Annotated in this window: 16 protein-coding genes and 1 tRNA gene; 8 read left to right on the top strand and 9 right to left on the bottom strand. The window is 73.7% G+C overall.

All coding sequences use genetic code 11. From position 1 onward, the window contains the following. Positions 1 to 291: 291 nt before the first annotated feature. Positions 292 to 1,695: a transposase gene (locus AB0E83_RS12060; RefSeq protein ID WP_362109291.1), complete on the bottom strand. Its 1,404-nt coding sequence runs from the start codon at positions 1,693 to 1,695 to the stop codon at positions 292 to 294. Between the two features lie 154 nt (positions 1,696 to 1,849). Here AB0E83_RS12060 and AB0E83_RS12055 point away from each other — a divergent pair. Continuing rightward, positions 1,850 to 1,928, top strand: a tRNA-Thr gene (locus AB0E83_RS12055). A 95-nt stretch (positions 1,929 to 2,023) separates the two neighbouring features. After that, complete coding sequence (locus AB0E83_RS12050; RefSeq protein WP_362109289.1) at positions 2,024 to 4,081, top strand: restriction endonuclease; 2,058 nt, start codon at positions 2,024 to 2,026, stop codon at positions 4,079 to 4,081. A 41-nt stretch (positions 4,082 to 4,122) separates the two neighbouring features. On the opposite strand, the gene AB0E83_RS12045 is transcribed toward AB0E83_RS12050, so the two are convergent. After that, positions 4,123 to 5,517, bottom strand: a complete 1,395-nt coding sequence (locus AB0E83_RS12045; RefSeq protein ID WP_362109287.1) for an FAD-binding oxidoreductase — start codon at positions 5,515 to 5,517, stop codon at positions 4,123 to 4,125. A gap of 219 nt (positions 5,518 to 5,736) precedes the next feature. On the opposite strand from AB0E83_RS12045, the gene AB0E83_RS12040 reads away from it, so the two are divergent. From AB0E83_RS12040 to AB0E83_RS12030, 3 genes are read left to right on the top strand one after another with little or no spacing between them, the layout of a single operon-like run. Then, positions 5,737 to 6,624 (top strand): aminoglycoside phosphotransferase family protein, encoded by an 888-nt coding sequence (locus AB0E83_RS12040; RefSeq protein WP_362109285.1) that lies wholly within the window; start codon positions 5,737 to 5,739, stop codon positions 6,622 to 6,624. A 4-nt stretch (positions 6,625 to 6,628) separates the two neighbouring features. Next, positions 6,629 to 7,111: a GNAT family N-acetyltransferase gene (locus AB0E83_RS12035; RefSeq protein ID WP_362109283.1), complete on the top strand. Its 483-nt coding sequence runs from the start codon at positions 6,629 to 6,631 to the stop codon at positions 7,109 to 7,111. A gap of 9 nt (positions 7,112 to 7,120) precedes the next feature. Further along, the gene (locus AB0E83_RS12030; RefSeq protein WP_362109281.1) at positions 7,121 to 7,483 is read left to right on the top strand and encodes a hypothetical protein; all 363 of its coding nucleotides are present in this window, start codon (positions 7,121 to 7,123) and stop codon (positions 7,481 to 7,483) included. 7 nt (positions 7,484 to 7,490) lie between these two features. On the opposite strand, the gene AB0E83_RS12025 is transcribed toward AB0E83_RS12030, so the two are convergent. After that, on the bottom strand, positions 7,491 to 8,489 hold the full coding sequence (locus AB0E83_RS12025; protein ID WP_362109279.1) for a zinc-binding dehydrogenase: 999 nt from the start codon (positions 8,487 to 8,489) through the stop codon (positions 7,491 to 7,493). A gap of 130 nt (positions 8,490 to 8,619) precedes the next feature. On the opposite strand from AB0E83_RS12025, the gene AB0E83_RS12020 reads away from it, so the two are divergent. Then, positions 8,620 to 9,276, top strand: coding sequence for a pentapeptide repeat-containing protein (locus tag AB0E83_RS12020; RefSeq protein ID WP_362109277.1), 657 nt, complete (start codon positions 8,620 to 8,622; stop codon positions 9,274 to 9,276). A gap of 7 nt (positions 9,277 to 9,283) precedes the next feature. Here the strand turns inward: AB0E83_RS12020 and AB0E83_RS12015 are convergent, their stop codons facing one another. The 4 genes from AB0E83_RS12015 to AB0E83_RS12000 are packed head-to-tail and all read right to left on the bottom strand — an operon-like array spanning position 9,284 to position 12,826. Then, on the bottom strand, positions 9,284 to 9,784 hold the full coding sequence (locus tag AB0E83_RS12015; RefSeq protein ID WP_362109275.1) for a hypothetical protein: 501 nt from the start codon (positions 9,782 to 9,784) through the stop codon (positions 9,284 to 9,286). A gap of 28 nt (positions 9,785 to 9,812) precedes the next feature. Further along, positions 9,813 to 11,018 (bottom strand): FAD-dependent monooxygenase, encoded by a 1,206-nt coding sequence (locus tag AB0E83_RS12010; RefSeq protein ID WP_362109273.1) that lies wholly within the window; start codon positions 11,016 to 11,018, stop codon positions 9,813 to 9,815. Positions 11,019 to 11,078: 60 nt separating this feature from the next. Next, complete coding sequence (locus AB0E83_RS12005) at positions 11,079 to 11,699, bottom strand: response regulator transcription factor (protein WP_030495583.1); 621 nt, start codon at positions 11,697 to 11,699, stop codon at positions 11,079 to 11,081. Positions 11,700 to 11,713: 14 nt separating this feature from the next. Beyond that, on the bottom strand, positions 11,714 to 12,826 hold the full coding sequence (locus AB0E83_RS12000) for a sensor histidine kinase (protein WP_362109402.1): 1,113 nt from the start codon (positions 12,824 to 12,826) through the stop codon (positions 11,714 to 11,716). A gap of 405 nt (positions 12,827 to 13,231) precedes the next feature. On the opposite strand from AB0E83_RS12000, the gene AB0E83_RS11995 reads away from it, so the two are divergent. Then, positions 13,232 to 13,774, top strand: a complete 543-nt coding sequence (locus AB0E83_RS11995) for a heme-binding protein (protein WP_362109271.1) — start codon at positions 13,232 to 13,234, stop codon at positions 13,772 to 13,774. Between the two features lie 137 nt (positions 13,775 to 13,911). Further along, the gene (locus tag AB0E83_RS11990) at positions 13,912 to 15,330 is read left to right on the top strand and encodes a M1 family metallopeptidase (RefSeq protein WP_362109269.1); all 1,419 of its coding nucleotides are present in this window, start codon (positions 13,912 to 13,914) and stop codon (positions 15,328 to 15,330) included. Here AB0E83_RS11990 and AB0E83_RS11985 read toward each other — a convergent pair. Together AB0E83_RS11985 and AB0E83_RS11980 are read right to left on the bottom strand one after the other, a co-directional pair. Continuing rightward, positions 15,327 to 15,857: a GNAT family N-acetyltransferase gene (locus tag AB0E83_RS11985; protein WP_362109267.1), complete on the bottom strand. Its 531-nt coding sequence runs from the start codon at positions 15,855 to 15,857 to the stop codon at positions 15,327 to 15,329. The genes AB0E83_RS11990 and AB0E83_RS11985 overlap by 4 nt on opposite strands. Before the next feature lie 83 nt (positions 15,858 to 15,940). Next, the gene (locus tag AB0E83_RS11980; RefSeq protein ID WP_362109265.1) at positions 15,941 to 16,516 is read right to left on the bottom strand and encodes a TerD family protein; all 576 of its coding nucleotides are present in this window, start codon (positions 16,514 to 16,516) and stop codon (positions 15,941 to 15,943) included. Positions 16,517 to 16,597: the final 81 nt, after the last annotated feature.

Below are 16,597 nucleotides of genomic sequence, written 5' to 3'. Positions count from 1 at the left end.
CCAGAGTGAACTCCGGTCGACGCTACCCCGGCGATGTCCGGTCTGTCAGCAGTCGGAGTCGATGAGATTTTCGAGGGGCTCGGCCGAGGGGCAGAGCGACGGATTTTTGACCCTGTGCCGGTGACGAGCCAGAGCGATCCACTTTTGGCCCTGCCGCACACGCGGCACTTCCTGCTTCAGCGCCCATCGCCGAACCGACACGGCCCTGAGGGCCACGCCGAGCCGGTCTTACGCGGGCTCCACAGGCATTCCGGACCGACGGCCCGTCGGTCCGTACCGCTTTCCTTCGTCCTACGGGGCCAGGGCCGCTTCCGGCAGCTCCGACGCCCGGATCAGCGACGGCGCCGGCCTGCCGGGCGGCAGCGAGGCCACCACCTGCCCGTACAGCCGCATCCCCTCGTCCCGGAGATTCACCGCCGCGTTGTGGTCCCGCTCGTGCACGGCCCCGCACTCCGCGCAGACCCACTCCCGGACCGACACGTCGAGCCTCGGACCCTTCGTGTGGCAGGCCGAGCACCGCCGCGTCGACGGGAAGAACCGGTCCACGACCACCAGCGTCCGCCCGTACCACGCGCACTTGTACCGCAACTGCCGCAACAGCTCGCCCCACGCCGCGTCCAGGATCGACTGGTTCAGCTTCGCCTTACGGCGCCGCCCCTTCCCGCGCGCCGGACGCATCAGATTCGAGACGGGCAGGTCCTCCACCACGAGCACTTGGTTCTCGCGCACGAGGCGGGTGGTGAACTGATCCAGCAGATCCCTGCGCACATCGCCGATCCGGGCGTACAACCGCGCGATGCGCTCCCGCGCCTTCCCCCGGTTCGCCGAACCCCTCTCCTTCCGGTGCAGCTCCCGCTGCCGCCGGGCCAGCTCATCGCCGTACTTCCTCAGCAGACGCGGATGCGCCAGCGTCGACCCGTCGTCCAGCGTGACCAGCGACGCCAAGCCCAGGTCCAGTCCCACCGCCTTCGGCGCCGACGTCCCCGGCACGAACACCGGCGGCAGCGGATCGATCCGCTCCTCCACCAGCACCGACAGGAAGAAACGCCCCGCCCGGTCACGCGTCACGGTCAACCGCACCGGCACCTGTCCCGCCGGCAACGGCCGCGACCAGCGGACGTCCAGAGGGACCGACTGCTTCGCCAGCGTCACCAGCCCCGTGCCCGGCCGCTCCGGATCCTCCACCCACCGGAAACCGGTCCGGACGTACACCGCGCTGTCCCGGCAACGACCCTTCCGCTTCCGCTGCGGATACTTCGCCGACTGCCGGAAGAACTGGGAGAACGCCCCGTCCAGATGGCGCAACGCCTGCTGCAACACCGTCGACGACACCTCCCGCAACCACTCCTTCCCCTCCTCCCGCTTCCACCCGGTCAGCGCCCGGCACGTCTCCGCGAACCCGACCGACACCCGATGCCGCTCCCAGGCGCCGGACCGCAGGGCCAGCCCCTCGTTGTAGACCCACCGGCAGGCGCCGAAGGTCCGCGACAACTGCTCGGCCTGGTCGGAGATGGGATAGAAGCGGTAGCGGTACACGCGCTGCTGCGTCCCCGCCTCCTTGGCGCGCCGCTGCACGGGGATCGCGACACGACCCTGGTGCTTGCGCCGGTCGGCGATGCCCAGGACGTCCCGCTTCACCTGCTTCGCCTCGGCGCCGACCACCCGCCGGGGCGCCTCCTCGGACGGCTGCGCCATCGTTCCTCCCCCTTGTGCTGTCCGATAGTCGGAACTGCACTCCCGTCCGATCAACGAACGGGTGGGCGGGTGGTTACGGGGGTTCGGAAGTTCTTCGGAGGCGTCGGTGGCGCTGTGTAGAGTGGAGGCCACTCACGCGTGGGAACGCGCGTGTGCCTCCTTAGCTCAGTCCGGCCCAGAGCGGCCGCCTTGTAAGCGGCAGGTCGTCGGTTCGAATCCGACAGGGGGCTCCACCGAACTCGTGTCCCGGACCACTCTGGTCCGGGACACTTGTGCGTTACGGGGGCGTACAGGTGGTGTGGGGTTTCTCCGGGGAGGGGTGTGGTCGATGGGTCGGCGTTCCGGTGGGCTGATCGGGATCTGGGCCGAGCAGCAGCGGGTGGCGCAGCGGGAGCGGGAGGGGCGGCACCAGGCGGTGCTGCGGCAGCAGCGCGAGGCGGAGCGGCAGCAGCGGGCGTACGAGCAGGGTCTGGCGCGGGTGCAGCGGGAGCAGAGGGCGGCGTACCGGCAGCACCGGGAGGAGGACGCGCTGCGGCGGACGCGGGAGCTGGACGAGCGGGTCGAGGCGCTGCGGGGGCTGCTCGCGGCGGGGTGCCGGACGCCCGGCTTCGGGGTGGAGTCGCTGCGGTGGGCGGAGGAGGTCGAGCCGTTCGCGCCGGGGGCGCTGGGGCAGCCGGTGGCGATGCCGGACCAGGGGAGCTACCGGGGGTTCGGGGCGCGGGAGCGGTTCGAGCGCGACTGGTACGCGGCGCAGGCGGCGGAGGCGAGGCGGGTGGAGACGCTGGCGGCCTACCGGCGCGAGTACGACGCGTGGGCGGCGGGGCGGCTCGCGGAGGTGCGGGCGCACAACGCCGGGGTCGAGGGGACCGCGGCGGCGCTGCGGTCGGGGGACGCGGACACGGCGGTGGAGTTCTTCTCGGCGGTCCTCTTCGCTTCGACGGCGTGGCCCGAGGGCTTTCCGCGCGAGGTGTCGGCGGCGTACGACCGGGCGGGCCGGGTCCTGGTGCTGGACTGGGGGCTGCCGGGGTACGAGGTGGTGCCGGAGGCGAAGGGGGTCAAGTACCTGCCGAGCACCGACCAGGAGAAGGAGGTGCCGCGGCCGGTGACGCAGCGGCGGGCGCTGTACCGGGAGGTGCTCGCGCAGAGCGTGCTGCTCGCGGTGCGGGAGCTGTTCGTCGCGGACCGGTTCGGGGCGCTGGAGGCTGTCGCTCTGAACGGGTACGTGGGCGGGGTGGATCCGGCGACGGGTCTGGAGGCGCGGGTGTGCGTGGCGTCCGCGGTGGTGGAGCGGCGGGCTTTCGAGCGGCTGAACCTGGAGATGGTGGGGGCCGTGGAGTGCCTGACGGGGGCGCTGGGGGGTCGTCTGTCGGCGAAGCCGGAGGAGCGGGTGGCGGTGGTGCCGCTGCGGGAGCCCGGTCAGGTGGGTTCCGACGTGGTGGTGCAGGGGGACGGTGAGGAGCCGGATCTGCTCGCGATGGATCCGATCGCCTTCGAGGGGCTGGTGGCGGAGCTGTTCCGGGCGCGGGGGTTGCAGGCGGTGACCACGCGCCGGTCGAACGACGGGGGTGTCGACGTCGAGGCGCTGGATCCCGATCCGATCAGTGGCGGGGCGATCGTCGTGCAGGTGAAGCGGTACCGGAACACCGTGCCGCCGTCCGCGGTGCGGGATCTGTTCGGGACCGTGCAGGGGGCGGGGGCCAACAAGGGGGTCCTGGTCACGACGTCGAAGTTCGGGCCGGGTTCGTACACCTTCGCCAATGGCAAGCCGTTGACGTTGATCTCGGGGACCGAGCTCGTCGATCTGCTGCACCAGCACGGTCTGCGGGGCCGGTTGGGCGGTGGGTCCGCTTCTCGGGGGGCGCCCGCGCCCGCGCCGGTGTCCGCGCCCGCCGAGGCGGCGGAGGACTTCAACCTGCTGGGGATGGTGTGGTCGGGGGCGGCCGCGCTGGACGTGTGCGCGCTGGTCTGCGCGGGGAACCGGGTGCTCGGGGACGAGTGGTTCGTCTTCTTCAACAACCCCGCCACGCCGGACGGTTCGGTGGCGATGGTGCCGGCGGTGCCGGGGGACCGGGCGGCGGTGCGGGTCGGTTTCGACGCGCTGCCCGCGCGGGCGGACCGGCTGGTCCTGGTGGCGGCGGTGGATCCGGAGGTGAATCCCGACGCGGATCTGGGCGGGTTCACGGAGGCGGGGATCCGGTTGCGGGACGACTCGGGCGTCGAGCTCGACCGTCTTGAGGTGTCCGAGGGGCGGGCGGGGGAGACGGCGCTCGTTCTCGGGTCGTTCCGGAGGCGGGCGGGCGGTGACTGGGACTTCGTGCTGGGCGGCAAGGGGTACCGGGGCGGTCTGGAGGAGCTGGTGGGGGACTTCGGGATCGAGGTGGAGTGAGGGGGCGGCGCCCCGGCCGGGTGGTCGGGGCGCCGTCGTCGTCAGCGGCCCGCGATGCGGTTGGCCCAGGTGGCGATGGGGTCGGTGGTGGGGGTGTGGGCGGTGGTCTCGCGGCGGTCGGCGCCGCGGAAGGCGGCGTACATGGTCTGGACGCCGAGCCAGCGGAAGGGTTCCGGCTCCCACTTGCGGACCTTGTGGTTCACCCAGGGGAGGGTGGTGAGGTCGGTGGGGCCGGACTGGCCGGAGTCCTGCTGGATGAGGTCGCGGAGTGTGCGGGCGGCGAGGTTGGCGGTGGCGACGCCGGAGCCGACGTAGCCGCCGGCCCAGCCGATGCCGGTGGTGCGGTCGAGGGTGGCGGTGGCGCACCAGTCGCGGGGGACGCCGAGGACGCCGGACCAGGCGTGGTCGACGCGGATTCCCGCGAGCTGGGGGAAGAAGCGGATCAGGAGGTCGTGGAGGGCCTGGACGGTCTGGGGCTGGGTGCGGCCGTCGTTGTCGGTCTTCGAGCCGTAGCGGTAGGGGACGCCGCGGCCGCCGAGGGCGATGCGGCCGTCGGCGGTGCGCTGGGCGTACATGTAGGCGTGGGCCATGTCGCCGAGGGTTTCGAGGCCGTTCCAGCCGAGGGAGTCCCACTGGGCGTCGGTGAGCGGCTCCGTGGCGATCATGGAGGAGTTCATGGGGAGCCAGGTGCGGCGCTGGCCGGCGAGGGAGGCGGTGAAGCCCTCGGTGCAGCGCAGGACGTAGGGGGCGCGGACGGTGCCGTAGGGGGTGACGGCGTGCTTGGGCTCGATCTCGGTGACCGGGGTGGATTCGTGGATGGTGACGCCGAGGGCTTCGACGGCGGTGCGGAGGCCGGTGACGAGCTTGACGGGGTGGAGGCGGGCGCCGTGGGGGGTCCAGGAGGAGCCGACGGCGCCGGCGACGCGGATGCGGTCGGCGGTCTCGCGGGCGCCGTAGATCTCGCGGTCGGTCTCGCCGAAGGCGTGCTCGACGGCGTGGAACTCCTTGAGGCGGGTGAGCTGGGCGGGGGTGAGGGCGACTTCGAGGACGCCGCCGCGGTGCTGGTCGGCGTCGATCTTCTCGGTGTCGAGGACGTCGAGGACCTCGGTGACGGTGGCGTTCATGGCCTGCTGGAGGCGGACGGCGGCGTCGTGGCCGTGGAGTTTCGCGTAGCGGTCGCGGCCGGCGATGCCGTTGTAGAGCCAGCCGCCGTTGCGGCCGGAGGCGCCGTAGCCGCAGAAGCGGGCCTCCAGGACGACGATGTCGAGGAAGGGGACGGCCTTCTTCAGGTAGTAGGCGGTCCACAGGCCGGTGTAGCCGCCGCCGACGATGCAGACGTCGGCGGTGCGGTCGCCGGGGAGCGGTTCGCGGGGGTCCGGCAGTCCCTGCTGCGCGAACCAGAACGAGATGCCGCCGTTGACCGTGCTGGTGTTCATGTTGTCCCTCTTCCCGGTGCGTGGCGGGAGGGTACCGGGGGCGTCGGTCCCCTGGAAACGGGTCTTTCGGCGGCGGGTGGGCGCGGGGGGCGCGCCTGGGTTCGGGGGTGCGGATTTCGTCGCTCCGGAAGGGTCTCTCCAGGCGGCGGGGCGGGGGTGTACGACGCGGGGGAGTTCGGGCGGCTGTCGGGCGGGGCGCCGGGGTCGTAGGGTCGTGGGGTGATTCACGTACCGGAGGAACTGGCGAGGTCGCAGGAGCGGTACAACGGCGAGGCGGGGCGGGCGTTCGTCGCCGCGCTGCCGGGGCGGGCGGAGGAGTTCCTGGGCCGGTGGGGGTTGCGGCTCGCGGGGGCCTCGATGCACGGGGTGGCGTCGCTGGTGCTGCCGGTGGAGCGGGCGGACGGGACGCCGGCGGCGTTGAAGCTCCAGCTGCTCGACGAGGAGAGCGAGGGGGAGCCGGTCGCGCTGCGCGCGTGGGGCGGCGACGGGGCGGTGCGGCTTCTGGAGCACGATCCGGGGACGGGCACGATGCTGCTGGAGCGGGCCGACGAGCGGCGGCACCTGTCGCGGCTCGGCGACGAGCGGGAGGCGGTGCGGGTCCTGGCCGGGCTGCTCGCCCGGCTGTCCGCGCTGCCCGCGCCGCCGGGGCTGCGGCGGCTGGACGCGATCGCCGCGCGGATGCTCGCCCGGGTGCCGGGCGTGGTGGCGCGGCTGGGTGCCGGGGACGCGGCGCTGCTGGCGGACTGCGCGGCGGCGGTCCGTGAGGTGGCGGGGGAGCCGGGGGACCGGCTGCTGCACTGGGACCTGCACTACGACAACGTGCTGGGCGCGGAGCGGGAGCCGTGGCTGGCGATCGATCCGAAGCCGCTGGCCGGGGATCCGGGGTTCGAGCTGTTGCCGGCGCTGACGGACCTGTGGAATCCGGATCCGGCGGAGATCCGGTGGCGGTTCGACCTGCTGACGGAGCGGCTGGGGCTCGACCGGGAGCGGGCGCTGGCGTGGACGCTGGGCCGGGTGCTGCAGAACGGGCTGTGGGAGGTGGAGGACGGCGCGTCGGCGCTGGACGCGGACCAGGTGGTCATCGCGCGGGCGCTGCTGGCACGCTGAGGGCATGATCCGTACCGCCACGCCGGCCGACGTGCCCGTCATCCATGCCCTGATCCGTGACCTCGCGGAGTACGAGAAGGCCCTCGACGAGGTCCGGGCGACCCCCGGGCAGCTGCGCGAGGCGCTGTTCGGGGAGCGTCCGGCCGCTTTCGCGCACATCGCGGAGACCGAGGACGGGGAGCCGGTCGGCTTCGCGCTCTGGTTCCTCAACTTCTCGACGTGGCGCGGGGTGCACGGTATCTACCTGGAGGACCTGTACGTGCGTCCGGAGGCGCGCGGCGGCGGTCACGGGAAGGCGCTGCTGGCGGAGCTGGCGCGGATCTGCGTGGAGCGCGGATACGAGCGGCTGGAGTGGTCGGTGCTGAAGTGGAACGAGCCGTCGATCGACTTCTACGAGTCGCTGGGCGCCCGCCCGCAGGAGGAGTGGTCGGTGTACCGGCTGACGGACGGGGCCCTGGCGGCGCTGGGTGCTCCGGCGACGGTGTAGGAAGTCCTCATGTGCAACGATCACGGCAATCACGGTGACGACATGGGCGTCGAGGCCCGGTTCCGGCGGATCACCGACTTCATCGAGGCGCGGCTGACGCCGCTGTTCGACCCGGCGAACGGCAGTGACCACGGTTTCGGGATGGACGACACCTCCCGCTCCCTGCGGGCGCTGCGGTACACGGTGCAGGCGGCCTCGCAGGTGGGCGGTCTGGTGGAGAAGCGGGGGACGGCGCCGGAGCTGCGCCAGGTGGTGGACCAGGCGCTGGAGCACAACTGGGACGTGCTGCGCTCCATCGCCCGGATGTGGGAGGACCACGAGGACTTCCGCAAGGAGTTCAAGGCGCACTCGTGGGACGTGCTCGGCGTCTGAGGTCGCTTCAGGGAATCAGGACCACCTTGCCCATCGTGCCCCGGGTCTCCAGGGCGCGGTGGGCTTTCGCCGCTTCGGCGAGGGGGAAGCGGTGGACGGCGGGGCGGAGGGTGCCGTCGGAGGCGGCGGCGAGGGCGGCGCGTTCGAGGGTGCGGATGTCGCCGCCGGCCTTCTGGATCATGACGGGGCCGAGGACGGAGTCGGAGGTGATGCCGCGCGCGGTGAGTTCGTTCTCGGTGAAGGTGAGGGGTTCGCCTTCGTGGATCCCGGTGCTGGACCAGCCGAAGACGAGGTGCTGTCCGCCTTTGCCGAGGAGGTCGACGGCGGCGCGGCCGGTGGCGCCGCCGACGGAGTCGAAGACGACGGTGGCGGTGCGGTCGCCGAGGAAGGCGCGGACGTCGGCGGGCCAGTCGGGGCGGGTGTAGTCGACGGCGAGGTCGGCGCCGTTGTCGCGGGCGCGGGCGGTCTTGGCGGGGCCGCCGGCGAGGCCGATGACGGTGGCGCCGGTGTTCTTGGCGTACTGGACGAGGAGGGTGCCGATGCCGCCGGCGGCGGCGGGGACGATCGCGACCGAGTCGGGGCCGAGGTCGGTGAACCGGAGGATGCCGAGGGTGGTGCGGCCGGTGCCGATCATGGCGACGGCTTCGGCGTCGCCGAGGTGGTCGGGGAGGGCGTGGAGGCGGTCGGTGTCGGTGACGGCGCGTTCGGCGTAGCCGCCGGGGTTCATGCCGAGGTGGGCGACGACGCGCCGGCCGAGCCAGGAGGGGTCGGTGCCGTCGCCGAGGGCGTCGACGGTGCCGGCGACCTCGCGGCCGGGGACGGTGGGGAGTGCGGCGGGGGTGGGGAAGGGGCCGGGGTGGCCCTGGCGGAGGGCGGTGTCGAGGAGGTGGACGCCGGCGGCGGTGACGGCGATCCGGACCTGGCCGGGGCCGGGGACGGGGTCGGGCACCTCTTCGTAGGTGAGGTTCTCGGCGGGTCCGAAGGCGTGGAGGCGGACGGCGTGCATGACGGTTCCCCTGTCGTCGGTGACGGTGCGTCGGTGGCGGTGCTGTGCTGTGCTGTGCGGCTCACCCTGCTACCTCGACCTTGGTTGAGGTCAAGGGGCCGTTGTCGGTGGCGTGCGTCACGATGGGCGCATGAAGCGAACGACCAAGCCGCCCCGCCGGGTGGAGCTGCGGCTGCCGCCCCTGGAGCCGTACGAGGGCGGGCTGGAGCCCGACGGGGACTACGACGGCCTGGAGCTGGCCGGGCTCGACCTGGCGGGCGCGTCGGGGGAGGGCGCCCGGTTCCTGGACTGCGCGCTGCGCGCGTGCGCGCTCGACGAGGCGCGGCTGACGGGGGCGCGTTTCCTGGACTCGCGCCTGGAGGCCGTACGGGGCGTGGGCGCCGACCTGTCGGAGGCGCAGCTGCGGGACGCGGAGGTGGTGGAGGCGCGGTTCGGGGGGACGCGGCTGCACGGCTCGGTGTGGGAGCGGGTGCTGGTGCGGGGCGGGAAGTGGGAGTACCCGAACCTGCGGGGGGCGCGGCTGCGGGACGTCGTCTTCGAGGGGTGCGTGCTGGTGGAGCCGGACTTCGGCGGGGCGGTCCTGGAGCGGGTGTCGTTCGTGGACTGCGAGCTGGCCGGGGTGGACTTCTCGGGGGCGCGGCTGACGGACGTGGACCTGCGCGGGGTGCGGCGCCTGGAGATCGCGCGCGGGGTGGAGTCCCTGGCGGGCGCGGTGGTCTCGACGGCGCAGCTGCTCGACCTGGCGCCGGTGCTCGCGGCGCGGCTGGGGGTGCGGGTGGAGGACTGAGGGGGGGCTAGCGGACGCGGGGGAAGCGGGCCTGGAGGTCCCAGACGGCCGGGTTGTCGGCCAGGCCCTCGTGCATGTCGGTGAGGTCGGCGATCAGGTCGTGGAGGAAGTCGCGGGCCTCGCGGCGCAGTTCGGCGTGGGAGAAGGTGAGCGGCGCCTCGTCGCCGGGCATCCAGTCGGCCTCGACGTCGACCCAGCCGAAGCGGCGCTCGAAGAGCATCCGGTCCGAGGACTCGGTGAAGTCGAGTTCGGCGTACTGGGGGCGGGAGGCGCGGCTGCCCTTCGGGTCCTTGTCGAGCTGCTCGACGATGTCGCAGAGCGCCCAGGCGAAGTCGAGGACGGGCACCCAGCCCCAGGCGGTGGAGACCTCGCGGTCCTGCTTGGTGTCCGCGAGGTAGACGTCGCCGCAGAAGAGGTCGTGGCGCAGGGCGTGCACGTCCGCCCGCCGGTAGTCGGTCTGCGGGGGGTCGGGGAAGCGCCGGGAGAGGGAGTAGCCGATGTCGAGCACGCCCTGATGGTGTCATGGTCCCCGGCCGTCAGGCGCGGTGGACCGCCCGTGCCACCCGGGGGCCCAGCCAGCGCTTGAGGCGGCGCAGCGGCTCCAGGCTGCCGGCGGCGCGGTCGAGCCGGTAGTAGAGCTGCGGCGGCACGTACGGCAGGAGCGGCGAGTGGCGCTGGCCGAGGAGGGCGAACATCTGCCGCGGCGGCAGGTTCATGTAGCGGGGCAGGTTCTCGTACCACTGGGCGCTGAGGCGGGCGGCGCTCTGGGCGGAGACGAGTTCGGCGCGGCGCCGCTTCCCGTAGAGGGTGAGGGCGGTGTCGAGGTCGTCCGGGTGGGTGCGGAGGGCTTCGGCGAGCGCGAGGGCGTCCTCCAGGGCGAGGGTGGTGCCGGCGCCGATCGAGTAGTGGGTGGTGTGGGCGGCGTCGCCGAGGAGGACGGTCCGGTCGCGGTGCCAGGTCCGCGTGGTGAGGGTGCGGAAGCGGAGCCACTGGGCGGGTTCGGCGCCGCGGTCGCGGCCGATGAGGGCGTGCCCGTCGAGGAGGTCGTGGAAGAGCTTCTCCAGGAGGGCCAGGCAGTCGGCCTCGGGCAGGGTGTCCAGGCCGAGGCCGGTCCAGGTGCCGGGGGCGCACTCGACGACGCAGGTGGAGCGTTCGCCGCTGAAGCCGTAGGCGTAGCACCAGATCCAGCCGTGGTCGGTCTCCTTGAACGCGAAGCTGAAGGAGTCGAAGACCTTGCTGGTGCCGAGCCAGATGTACGGGTTGCGGCCGGTGGCGAAGGCGGCGCCGTAGTGGTCGGCGTGGGCCTCGCGCAGCGCGCTGTGGACGCCGTCGGCGGCGACGACGAGGTCCGCGCCGGCCAGTTCGGGGGCGTCGGGGCCGGCGATCGGGTGCTCGTACGCGATCTCGACGCCGAGGTCGGCGGCCCGGTCGGCGAGCAGGCCGAGCATCCGGCGGCGGCCGATGCCGAAGCCGGCGTCGCCGCGGTGGACGGTCCGTTCGTCGCGGACGATGGCGAGGCCGTCGGTCCAGGTCACCGACGCGTCGGCGACGGCCGTGGCGGACTCGGGGTCGCCGGCCCGCAGCTTGTCGAGGAGCCCGGCCCAGTAGGTGACGCCCCAGCCGTAGGTGGAGCCGGCCGCGTTCCGCTCGTACACGGCGATCTCGTGGGCCGGGTCCTGGCGCTTGAGCAGGATCGAGAGGTACAGGCCGGCGGGCCCGCCACCGACGACGGCGATCTTCACGTGCGCTCTCCCACGGGGGTATGACGCTGTGTACGGGAACGACAGCGCACGGTAGCAGCCTCAGGGGAGCAGGCGCTGTTCCTTCGCGACGGCCACGGCGCCGGCCCGCGTGTCGACGCCGAGCTTGGCGTAGATCCGGCCCAGGTGGGTCTTGACGGTGGCCTCGCTGATGAAGAGGGCGCGGGCGATCTCCTTGTTGCCGAGGCCGTGGGCGAGCTGGCCGAGGATGTCCCGCTCCCGGTCGGTGAGCGACGGTCCCGCCGCGCCCCGCATCCGGTCCATGACCCGGCTGGCGACCGGCGGGGACAGCGCGGTACGGCCCTGGGCGGCGGAGTGGATGGCGGCGAACAGCTCCTCGGGCCGCTCGGCCTTCAGGAGGTAGCCGGTGGCGCCCGCCTCGATGGCGCGGGTGATGTCGGCGTCGGTGTCGTACGTGGTGAGGACGAGGACGTGGACGCCGGTCGGCGCGATCCGGCGGGTGGCCTCCACGCCGTCGATGCCGGCGCCGAGCTGGAGGTCCATCAGGACGACGTCGGGCTTCAGCTTGGCGGCCATCGCGACGGCCTCCTCGCCGCTGCCGGCCTCCCCGACGACCTCGATGTCGGGGGTGGAGCCCAGCAGGGCGAGCAGTCCGGCGCGGACGACGACGTGGTCGTCGCAGAGCAGGATGCGTACGGTCACGGGCCGGCCCTCCGTCAGGGGGTGAGGGGGATGGCGGCGGAGAGCACGGTGCCCTCGCCGGGGGTCGACTCCACCGTAAGCGTGCCGCCCAGCTGCTGGGCGCGGACCCGCATGGCGGGCAGGCCGTGGCCGCGGACGCCGCCGCCGTCGCGGGCGGCCGACGGGTCGAAGCCGCTGCCGTCGTCGGCGACGTCGAGGACCACCTGGTCGTCGAGGTAGGTGAGGGTGAGGGCGGCGGAGGTGGCGGCGGCGTGCTCGCGGATGTTGGCGAGCGCGCCCTGGGCGATCCGCAGCAGCGCCGACTGGGCCCGGTCCGGCAGCGGCACGGGCGTGCCGTCGACCCGGAAGGCGGCCGACTCGCGCTCCGCGAGCCCGCGCAGCGCCTGTTCCAGGCCGCCGCCCTCGGCGAGGTCGGCGGGGGCCAGGTCGTGGACGAAGCGGCGGGCCTCGGCGAGGTTGCGTTCGGCGATCGACTCGGCGGTCCGCACGTGCCGGCGGGCGGTGCCCGGGTCGCTGTCCCAGGTGCGGTCGGCGGCCTGGAGGAGCATCTGCTGGCTGGACAGGCCCTGGGCGAGGGTGTCGTGGATCTCCATGGAGAGCCGCTGCCGCTCGGCGAGGGTCCCCTCGCGCCGTTCGATCGCGGCGAGTTCGCGGCGGGTGCGGATCAGGTCGTCGATGAGGGCGCGCTGGCGGGCCGCCTGCCGCTCGGAGTGGACGAAGACGCCGGTGGCGAGGGCGGCGACGGCCGGCGGGGCCACGATCAGGTTGGGGTCCCAGCCGCCGTGCGAGAGCTGCACCTGCGCGAAGACGACGAAGGCGGTGAGGAGGGCGACGAGGACGACCGCCGCCTTCGGCGGCAGGGTCCGCAGGCCCGTGTAGAAGAGCGGGACCGCGCACCAGGCGAAGCTGGGCGCGAGGACGACGAGGACCACCCACACGGCGACGACCGTGCACAGCCAGGCGATCCGGCGCGGGGTGGCGCGGGTGTCGATGACGGGCCCGAGCAGGTACAGGGCGGCGAGGGCGCCGCTCAGGGCGACGATCCAGAGGCTGCGGCCCTCCCACTCGTGCCGGATCAGGAACCGGACCAGGGAGGCGCCGAGGAGCAGGAAGAACGCCACGTGCATGACGCGCGCCAGCCAGCCGGCGTCCGGGTCGTGGGCGGGGCCCCGGCCGTCCTGGCCGTGGGCGGCGGGGGCGAGGGGCCCGTACGGGGCGGGCGGGGCCCCGGGGGTGTGCCGTGCGTGCCGGCCGGTCCGGTCCACCGTCTCGCCTCCTCGTGCGGGCTGCGCGCCCGGTCGGCGCACGCGCGCCGACCTGGGGGTACGTATCCATGCTGACCCGCGGGGACCAGGGGGGCATCAGCCGATCGGCTGACCCCCGCATCGTCCGGTGCGCGCCGGGAGGGCAGCCGGACCGTGGACCGTACGGGGCGGGGACCGGGCCCAGGATGGTTGCAGAGCGAACGACACGCCCTCCTCCACCGGACACCGGACCGATCGGGTCCGACACGACCTCCTCGGGAGCCCACCATGAAGAAGAAGATCGTTCTCGGCGCCACCGCCGCCGCCGTCCTCGCCGCCGGCACCTTCGGCGCCGTCTCCGCGAACGCCTCCGCCCCGGCCGCCGCTCCCGCCGCCGTCGTCAAGGCCGACGCCGCGAACGACCACCTCTTCCAGACGAACCACCTCACCGTCGAGGCCGCCACCGACGCCGCCGAGGCCGTCCTGGAGGCCGCGAAGAAGGAGAACCAGCGGGTGACGGTCGCCGTGGTCGACCGCAACGGCAACACGATCGTCACCCTGCGCGGCGACGGCGCCGGCCCGCAGTCCTACGAGTCGGCGGAGCGCAAGGCGTACACGGCCGTCTCCTGGAACGCCCCGACCTCGGTCCTCGCCGGCCGCCTGGCCCAGGCCCCGAACCTGAAGGACATCCCCGGCACGCTCTTCCTCGGCGGCGGCGTCCCGGTGACCGCCGGCGGCGCCCCGATCGCGGGCATCGGCGTGGCCGGCGCCCCCTCCGGCGACCTGGACGAGAAGTTCGCCCAGGCCGGTGCCGCCGAGCTGGCGAAGTAACACCCGGAGCACCACCGCCGTCCGCCGCGCGGAGTGGTCCCGCGCGGCGGACGCCCCACGAACCGGTGAGGGCGCCCGACTCCCCCCGACGGGCGCCCTCGCCGTCATCTTCTGTCCGACTTGTCTAGGATCCGTGTGTGCACCGGAGCAGCCGGACCGGAAGGTCCCCCAGGGCCGCCGCCGTCCTGGCGGCGGCCCTCACCGTGCTCGGACTCCTCGCCGGGGGCTGCGGCCCGGAGACCGGCGGGGTGCGGGGCACCCCCGGCGCGGCCGGGCTGCGCGACCCGTACTTCCCGAAGCTCGGCAACGGCGGGTACGACGTCCGCCGCTACGCCCTCGACCTGGCCTTCGACCCGGAGACCGGCCGTCTCGACGGCACCGCGCGGATCACCGCCCGCGCCACCCAGGACCTCTCCGCCCTCAACCTCGACCTCGCCGGCCTGACGGTCGGGCGGGCGAGCGTCGACGGCGAGCCCGCCGCGGTCAACCGGGCCGCGGACGAGCTGACCCTCCGGCCGCGCGACGAGCTGCGCGAGGGCGCCGAGTTCACCGTCACCGTCGACTACGCGGGCGTGCCCGAGCCGCTCACCGATCCGGACGGTTCGACGGAGGGCTGGATGAACACCGCCGAGGGGGCGGTCGCGGTCGGCGAACCGGCCGGTTCCATGACCTGGTTCCCCGGCAACCACCACCCCTCCGACAAGGCCGTGTACGAGATCGCGCTGACCGCGCCGAGCGGTCTGACGGCCCTCTCCAACGGCGTCAGGGTCTCGACGGAGCCCGTGTCCGGCGGCCGGACCCGCACGGTCTGGCGCCAGTCCGAGCCGATGGCGAGCTACCTCGCGACGGTGATGATCGGCCGGTACGCGACCACCACCGGCACCGCCCTCGACGGGATCCCCGTGGTCACCGCCGTCGAGCCCTCGCTGGCCGCCGCCACGGCCGGACTCCGCGCCGAGCTCCCGGAGCTCCTCGCCCGCCAGCAGGAACGCTTCGGCCCCTATCCCTTCGGCGCGGCCGGGGCCGTCGTCACCACCGACGGCCTGCTCGGCTACGCGCTGGAGACCCAGACCCGGCCGGTCTTCCCGGCCGCCGCCTTCGACCGCACGACGCTCGTGCACGAACTGGCCCACCAGTGGTTCGGGAACTCCGTCACCCCCGAGACCTGGCGGGACCTCTGGCTGAACGAGGGCTTCGCCACCTACGCCGAGTGGCTGTACGAGGAGGAGTACGGGTCGGTGCCGACCCGGCAGAGCTTCGAGGCGGCCTTCGCCGAGGACGCCAACTGGGCCTTCCCGCCGGCCGATCCGCCCACCGCCGAGAACCTCTTCGACCCGCCCGTCTACCAGCGCGGCGCGATGGTCCTGCACGAGCTCCGCGAGACCGTCGGCGACCGGGTCTTCGACGAGCTGCTGCGCGGCTGGGCCGCGAAGTACCGGCACGCCAACGCCTCCACGGAGGACTTCACGGCGTACGCGGAGGAGGTCGCGGGCCGGGACCTGGGCGCGCTGTGGGACGTCTGGCTGTACGGGGACGGACGGCCGGAGGAGCCCTAGGACAGCTGGAGGGGCTTGCGCAGGACCGTGCAGGGGTGGCCGTGGGCGCGGTCCGGGCGGCGGGCGATCTCCTGGTAGCCGAGGGCGGTCCAGAAGGTGAGGGCCCGGGGGTTGCTCTCCAGGACGGCGAGCTTCAGGCCGGTGCGGCCGGCCGCGCGGAAGCGGTCCTCGACGTGGCCGGCCAGCCGGCGGCCGTGGCCGGCGCGCCACTCGTCGCCGTGGACCATCAGCAGGCCCAGCCACGGGTCCGGGTCGGCCGGGTCGGGGTGGTGGGCCAGGGTGACGGCGACGGCCACGAGCCGGCCCTCGGAGCGGGCGAGCAGCACCTCGGAGGAGGGGGCGGCCAGTTCGCGGGCGAGGGCGGCCGCGACCTGGTCGGGCCGGATGTCGTCCGGGTCAGGGAAGTCCCCGCCGAGCTGGTGGAACTCCCGGTTCGAGGCGTACAGGGCGGTGAGTTCGGTGAGCAGCGGGCCGGGCAGCGCGGCCCCGTCCTCCAGGGCCCGGGGCGCGAGGGTCTCGACGATCACCCGGCAAGGGTAGGGCCCCGGCGGGCGGATGCCCGGCCGGGGCCCTGTGGCCTGTCGGGGCGTGGCGGCCCCTCAGGGGCGGGTCAGAGGTTGACGCCGAAGTCGCGGGCGATGCCCTCCAGGCCGGAGGCGTAGCCCTGGCCGACGGCGCGGAACTTCCACTCGGCGCCGTTGCGGTAGAGCTCGCCGAAGATCATGGCGGTCTCGGTGGCGGCGTCCTCGGAGAGGTCGTAGCGGGCGATCTCGGCGCCGCCGGCCTGGTTCACGATCCGGATGTAGGCGTTGCGGACCTGGCCGAAGTTCTGCGAGCGGGAGACCGCGTCGTAGATGGAGACCGGGAAGACGATCTTGTCGACGTTGGCGGGGAGGCCCGCCAGGTTGACGTTGATCTGCTCGTCGTCGCCGCCGCCCTCGCCGGTGCGGTTGTCACCCGTGTGGACGATGGTCTGGTCCGGGGTGGCCTTGTTGTTGAAGAAGACGAAGTGGGCGTCCGAGGCCACGCGGCCGGCGGCGTCGACGCCGATGGCGGAGGCGTCCAGGTCGAAGTCGGTGCCGGTCGTCGTGCGGACGTCCCAGCCGAGGCCCACGGTGACGGCGGTCAGGCCCGGCGCCTCCTTGGTCAGGGAGACGTTGCCGCCCTTGGAGAGGCTCACAGCCATGGAAGTCCCTTTCATCGCGGTTCACACGTGTGCACGCGTCGTCGTACGGGAGAAACGCGGAAAGGCGTTCCCCGGTTCCCG

It is taken from the genome of Streptomyces sp. NPDC035033 (assembly GCF_040636735.1).
Classification (GTDB): domain Bacteria; phylum Actinomycetota; class Actinomycetes; order Streptomycetales; family Streptomycetaceae; genus Streptomyces.
This window is presented reverse-complemented; position numbering and strand designations above follow the sequence as displayed.

Bases quoted from the DNA above. Each gene is read 5' to 3' on its own strand.
- AB0E83_RS12060 (WP_362109291.1), bottom strand. From the start codon at position 1,695: ATGGCGCAGCCGTCCGAGGAGGCGCCCCGGCGGGTGGTCGGCGCCGAG.
- AB0E83_RS12050 (WP_362109289.1), top strand. From the start codon at position 2,024: ATGGGTCGGCGTTCCGGTGGGCTGATCGGGATCTGGGCCGAGCAGCAG.
- AB0E83_RS12045 (WP_362109287.1), bottom strand. From the start codon at position 5,517: ATGAACACCAGCACGGTCAACGGCGGCATCTCGTTCTGGTTCGCGCAG.
- AB0E83_RS12035 (WP_362109283.1), top strand. From the start codon at position 6,629: ATGATCCGTACCGCCACGCCGGCCGACGTGCCCGTCATCCATGCCCTG.
- AB0E83_RS12030 (WP_362109281.1), top strand. From the start codon at position 7,121: ATGTGCAACGATCACGGCAATCACGGTGACGACATGGGCGTCGAGGCC.
- AB0E83_RS12025 (WP_362109279.1), bottom strand. From the start codon at position 8,489: ATGCACGCCGTCCGCCTCCACGCCTTCGGACCCGCCGAGAACCTCACC.
- AB0E83_RS12020 (WP_362109277.1), top strand. From the start codon at position 8,620: ATGAAGCGAACGACCAAGCCGCCCCGCCGGGTGGAGCTGCGGCTGCCG.
- AB0E83_RS12000 (WP_362109402.1), bottom strand. From the start codon at position 12,826: ATGCACGTGGCGTTCTTCCTGCTCCTCGGCGCCTCCCTGGTCCGGTTC.
- AB0E83_RS11995 (WP_362109271.1), top strand. From the start codon at position 13,232: ATGAAGAAGAAGATCGTTCTCGGCGCCACCGCCGCCGCCGTCCTCGCC.
- AB0E83_RS11980 (WP_362109265.1), bottom strand. From the start codon at position 16,516: ATGGCTGTGAGCCTCTCCAAGGGCGGCAACGTCTCCCTGACCAAGGAG.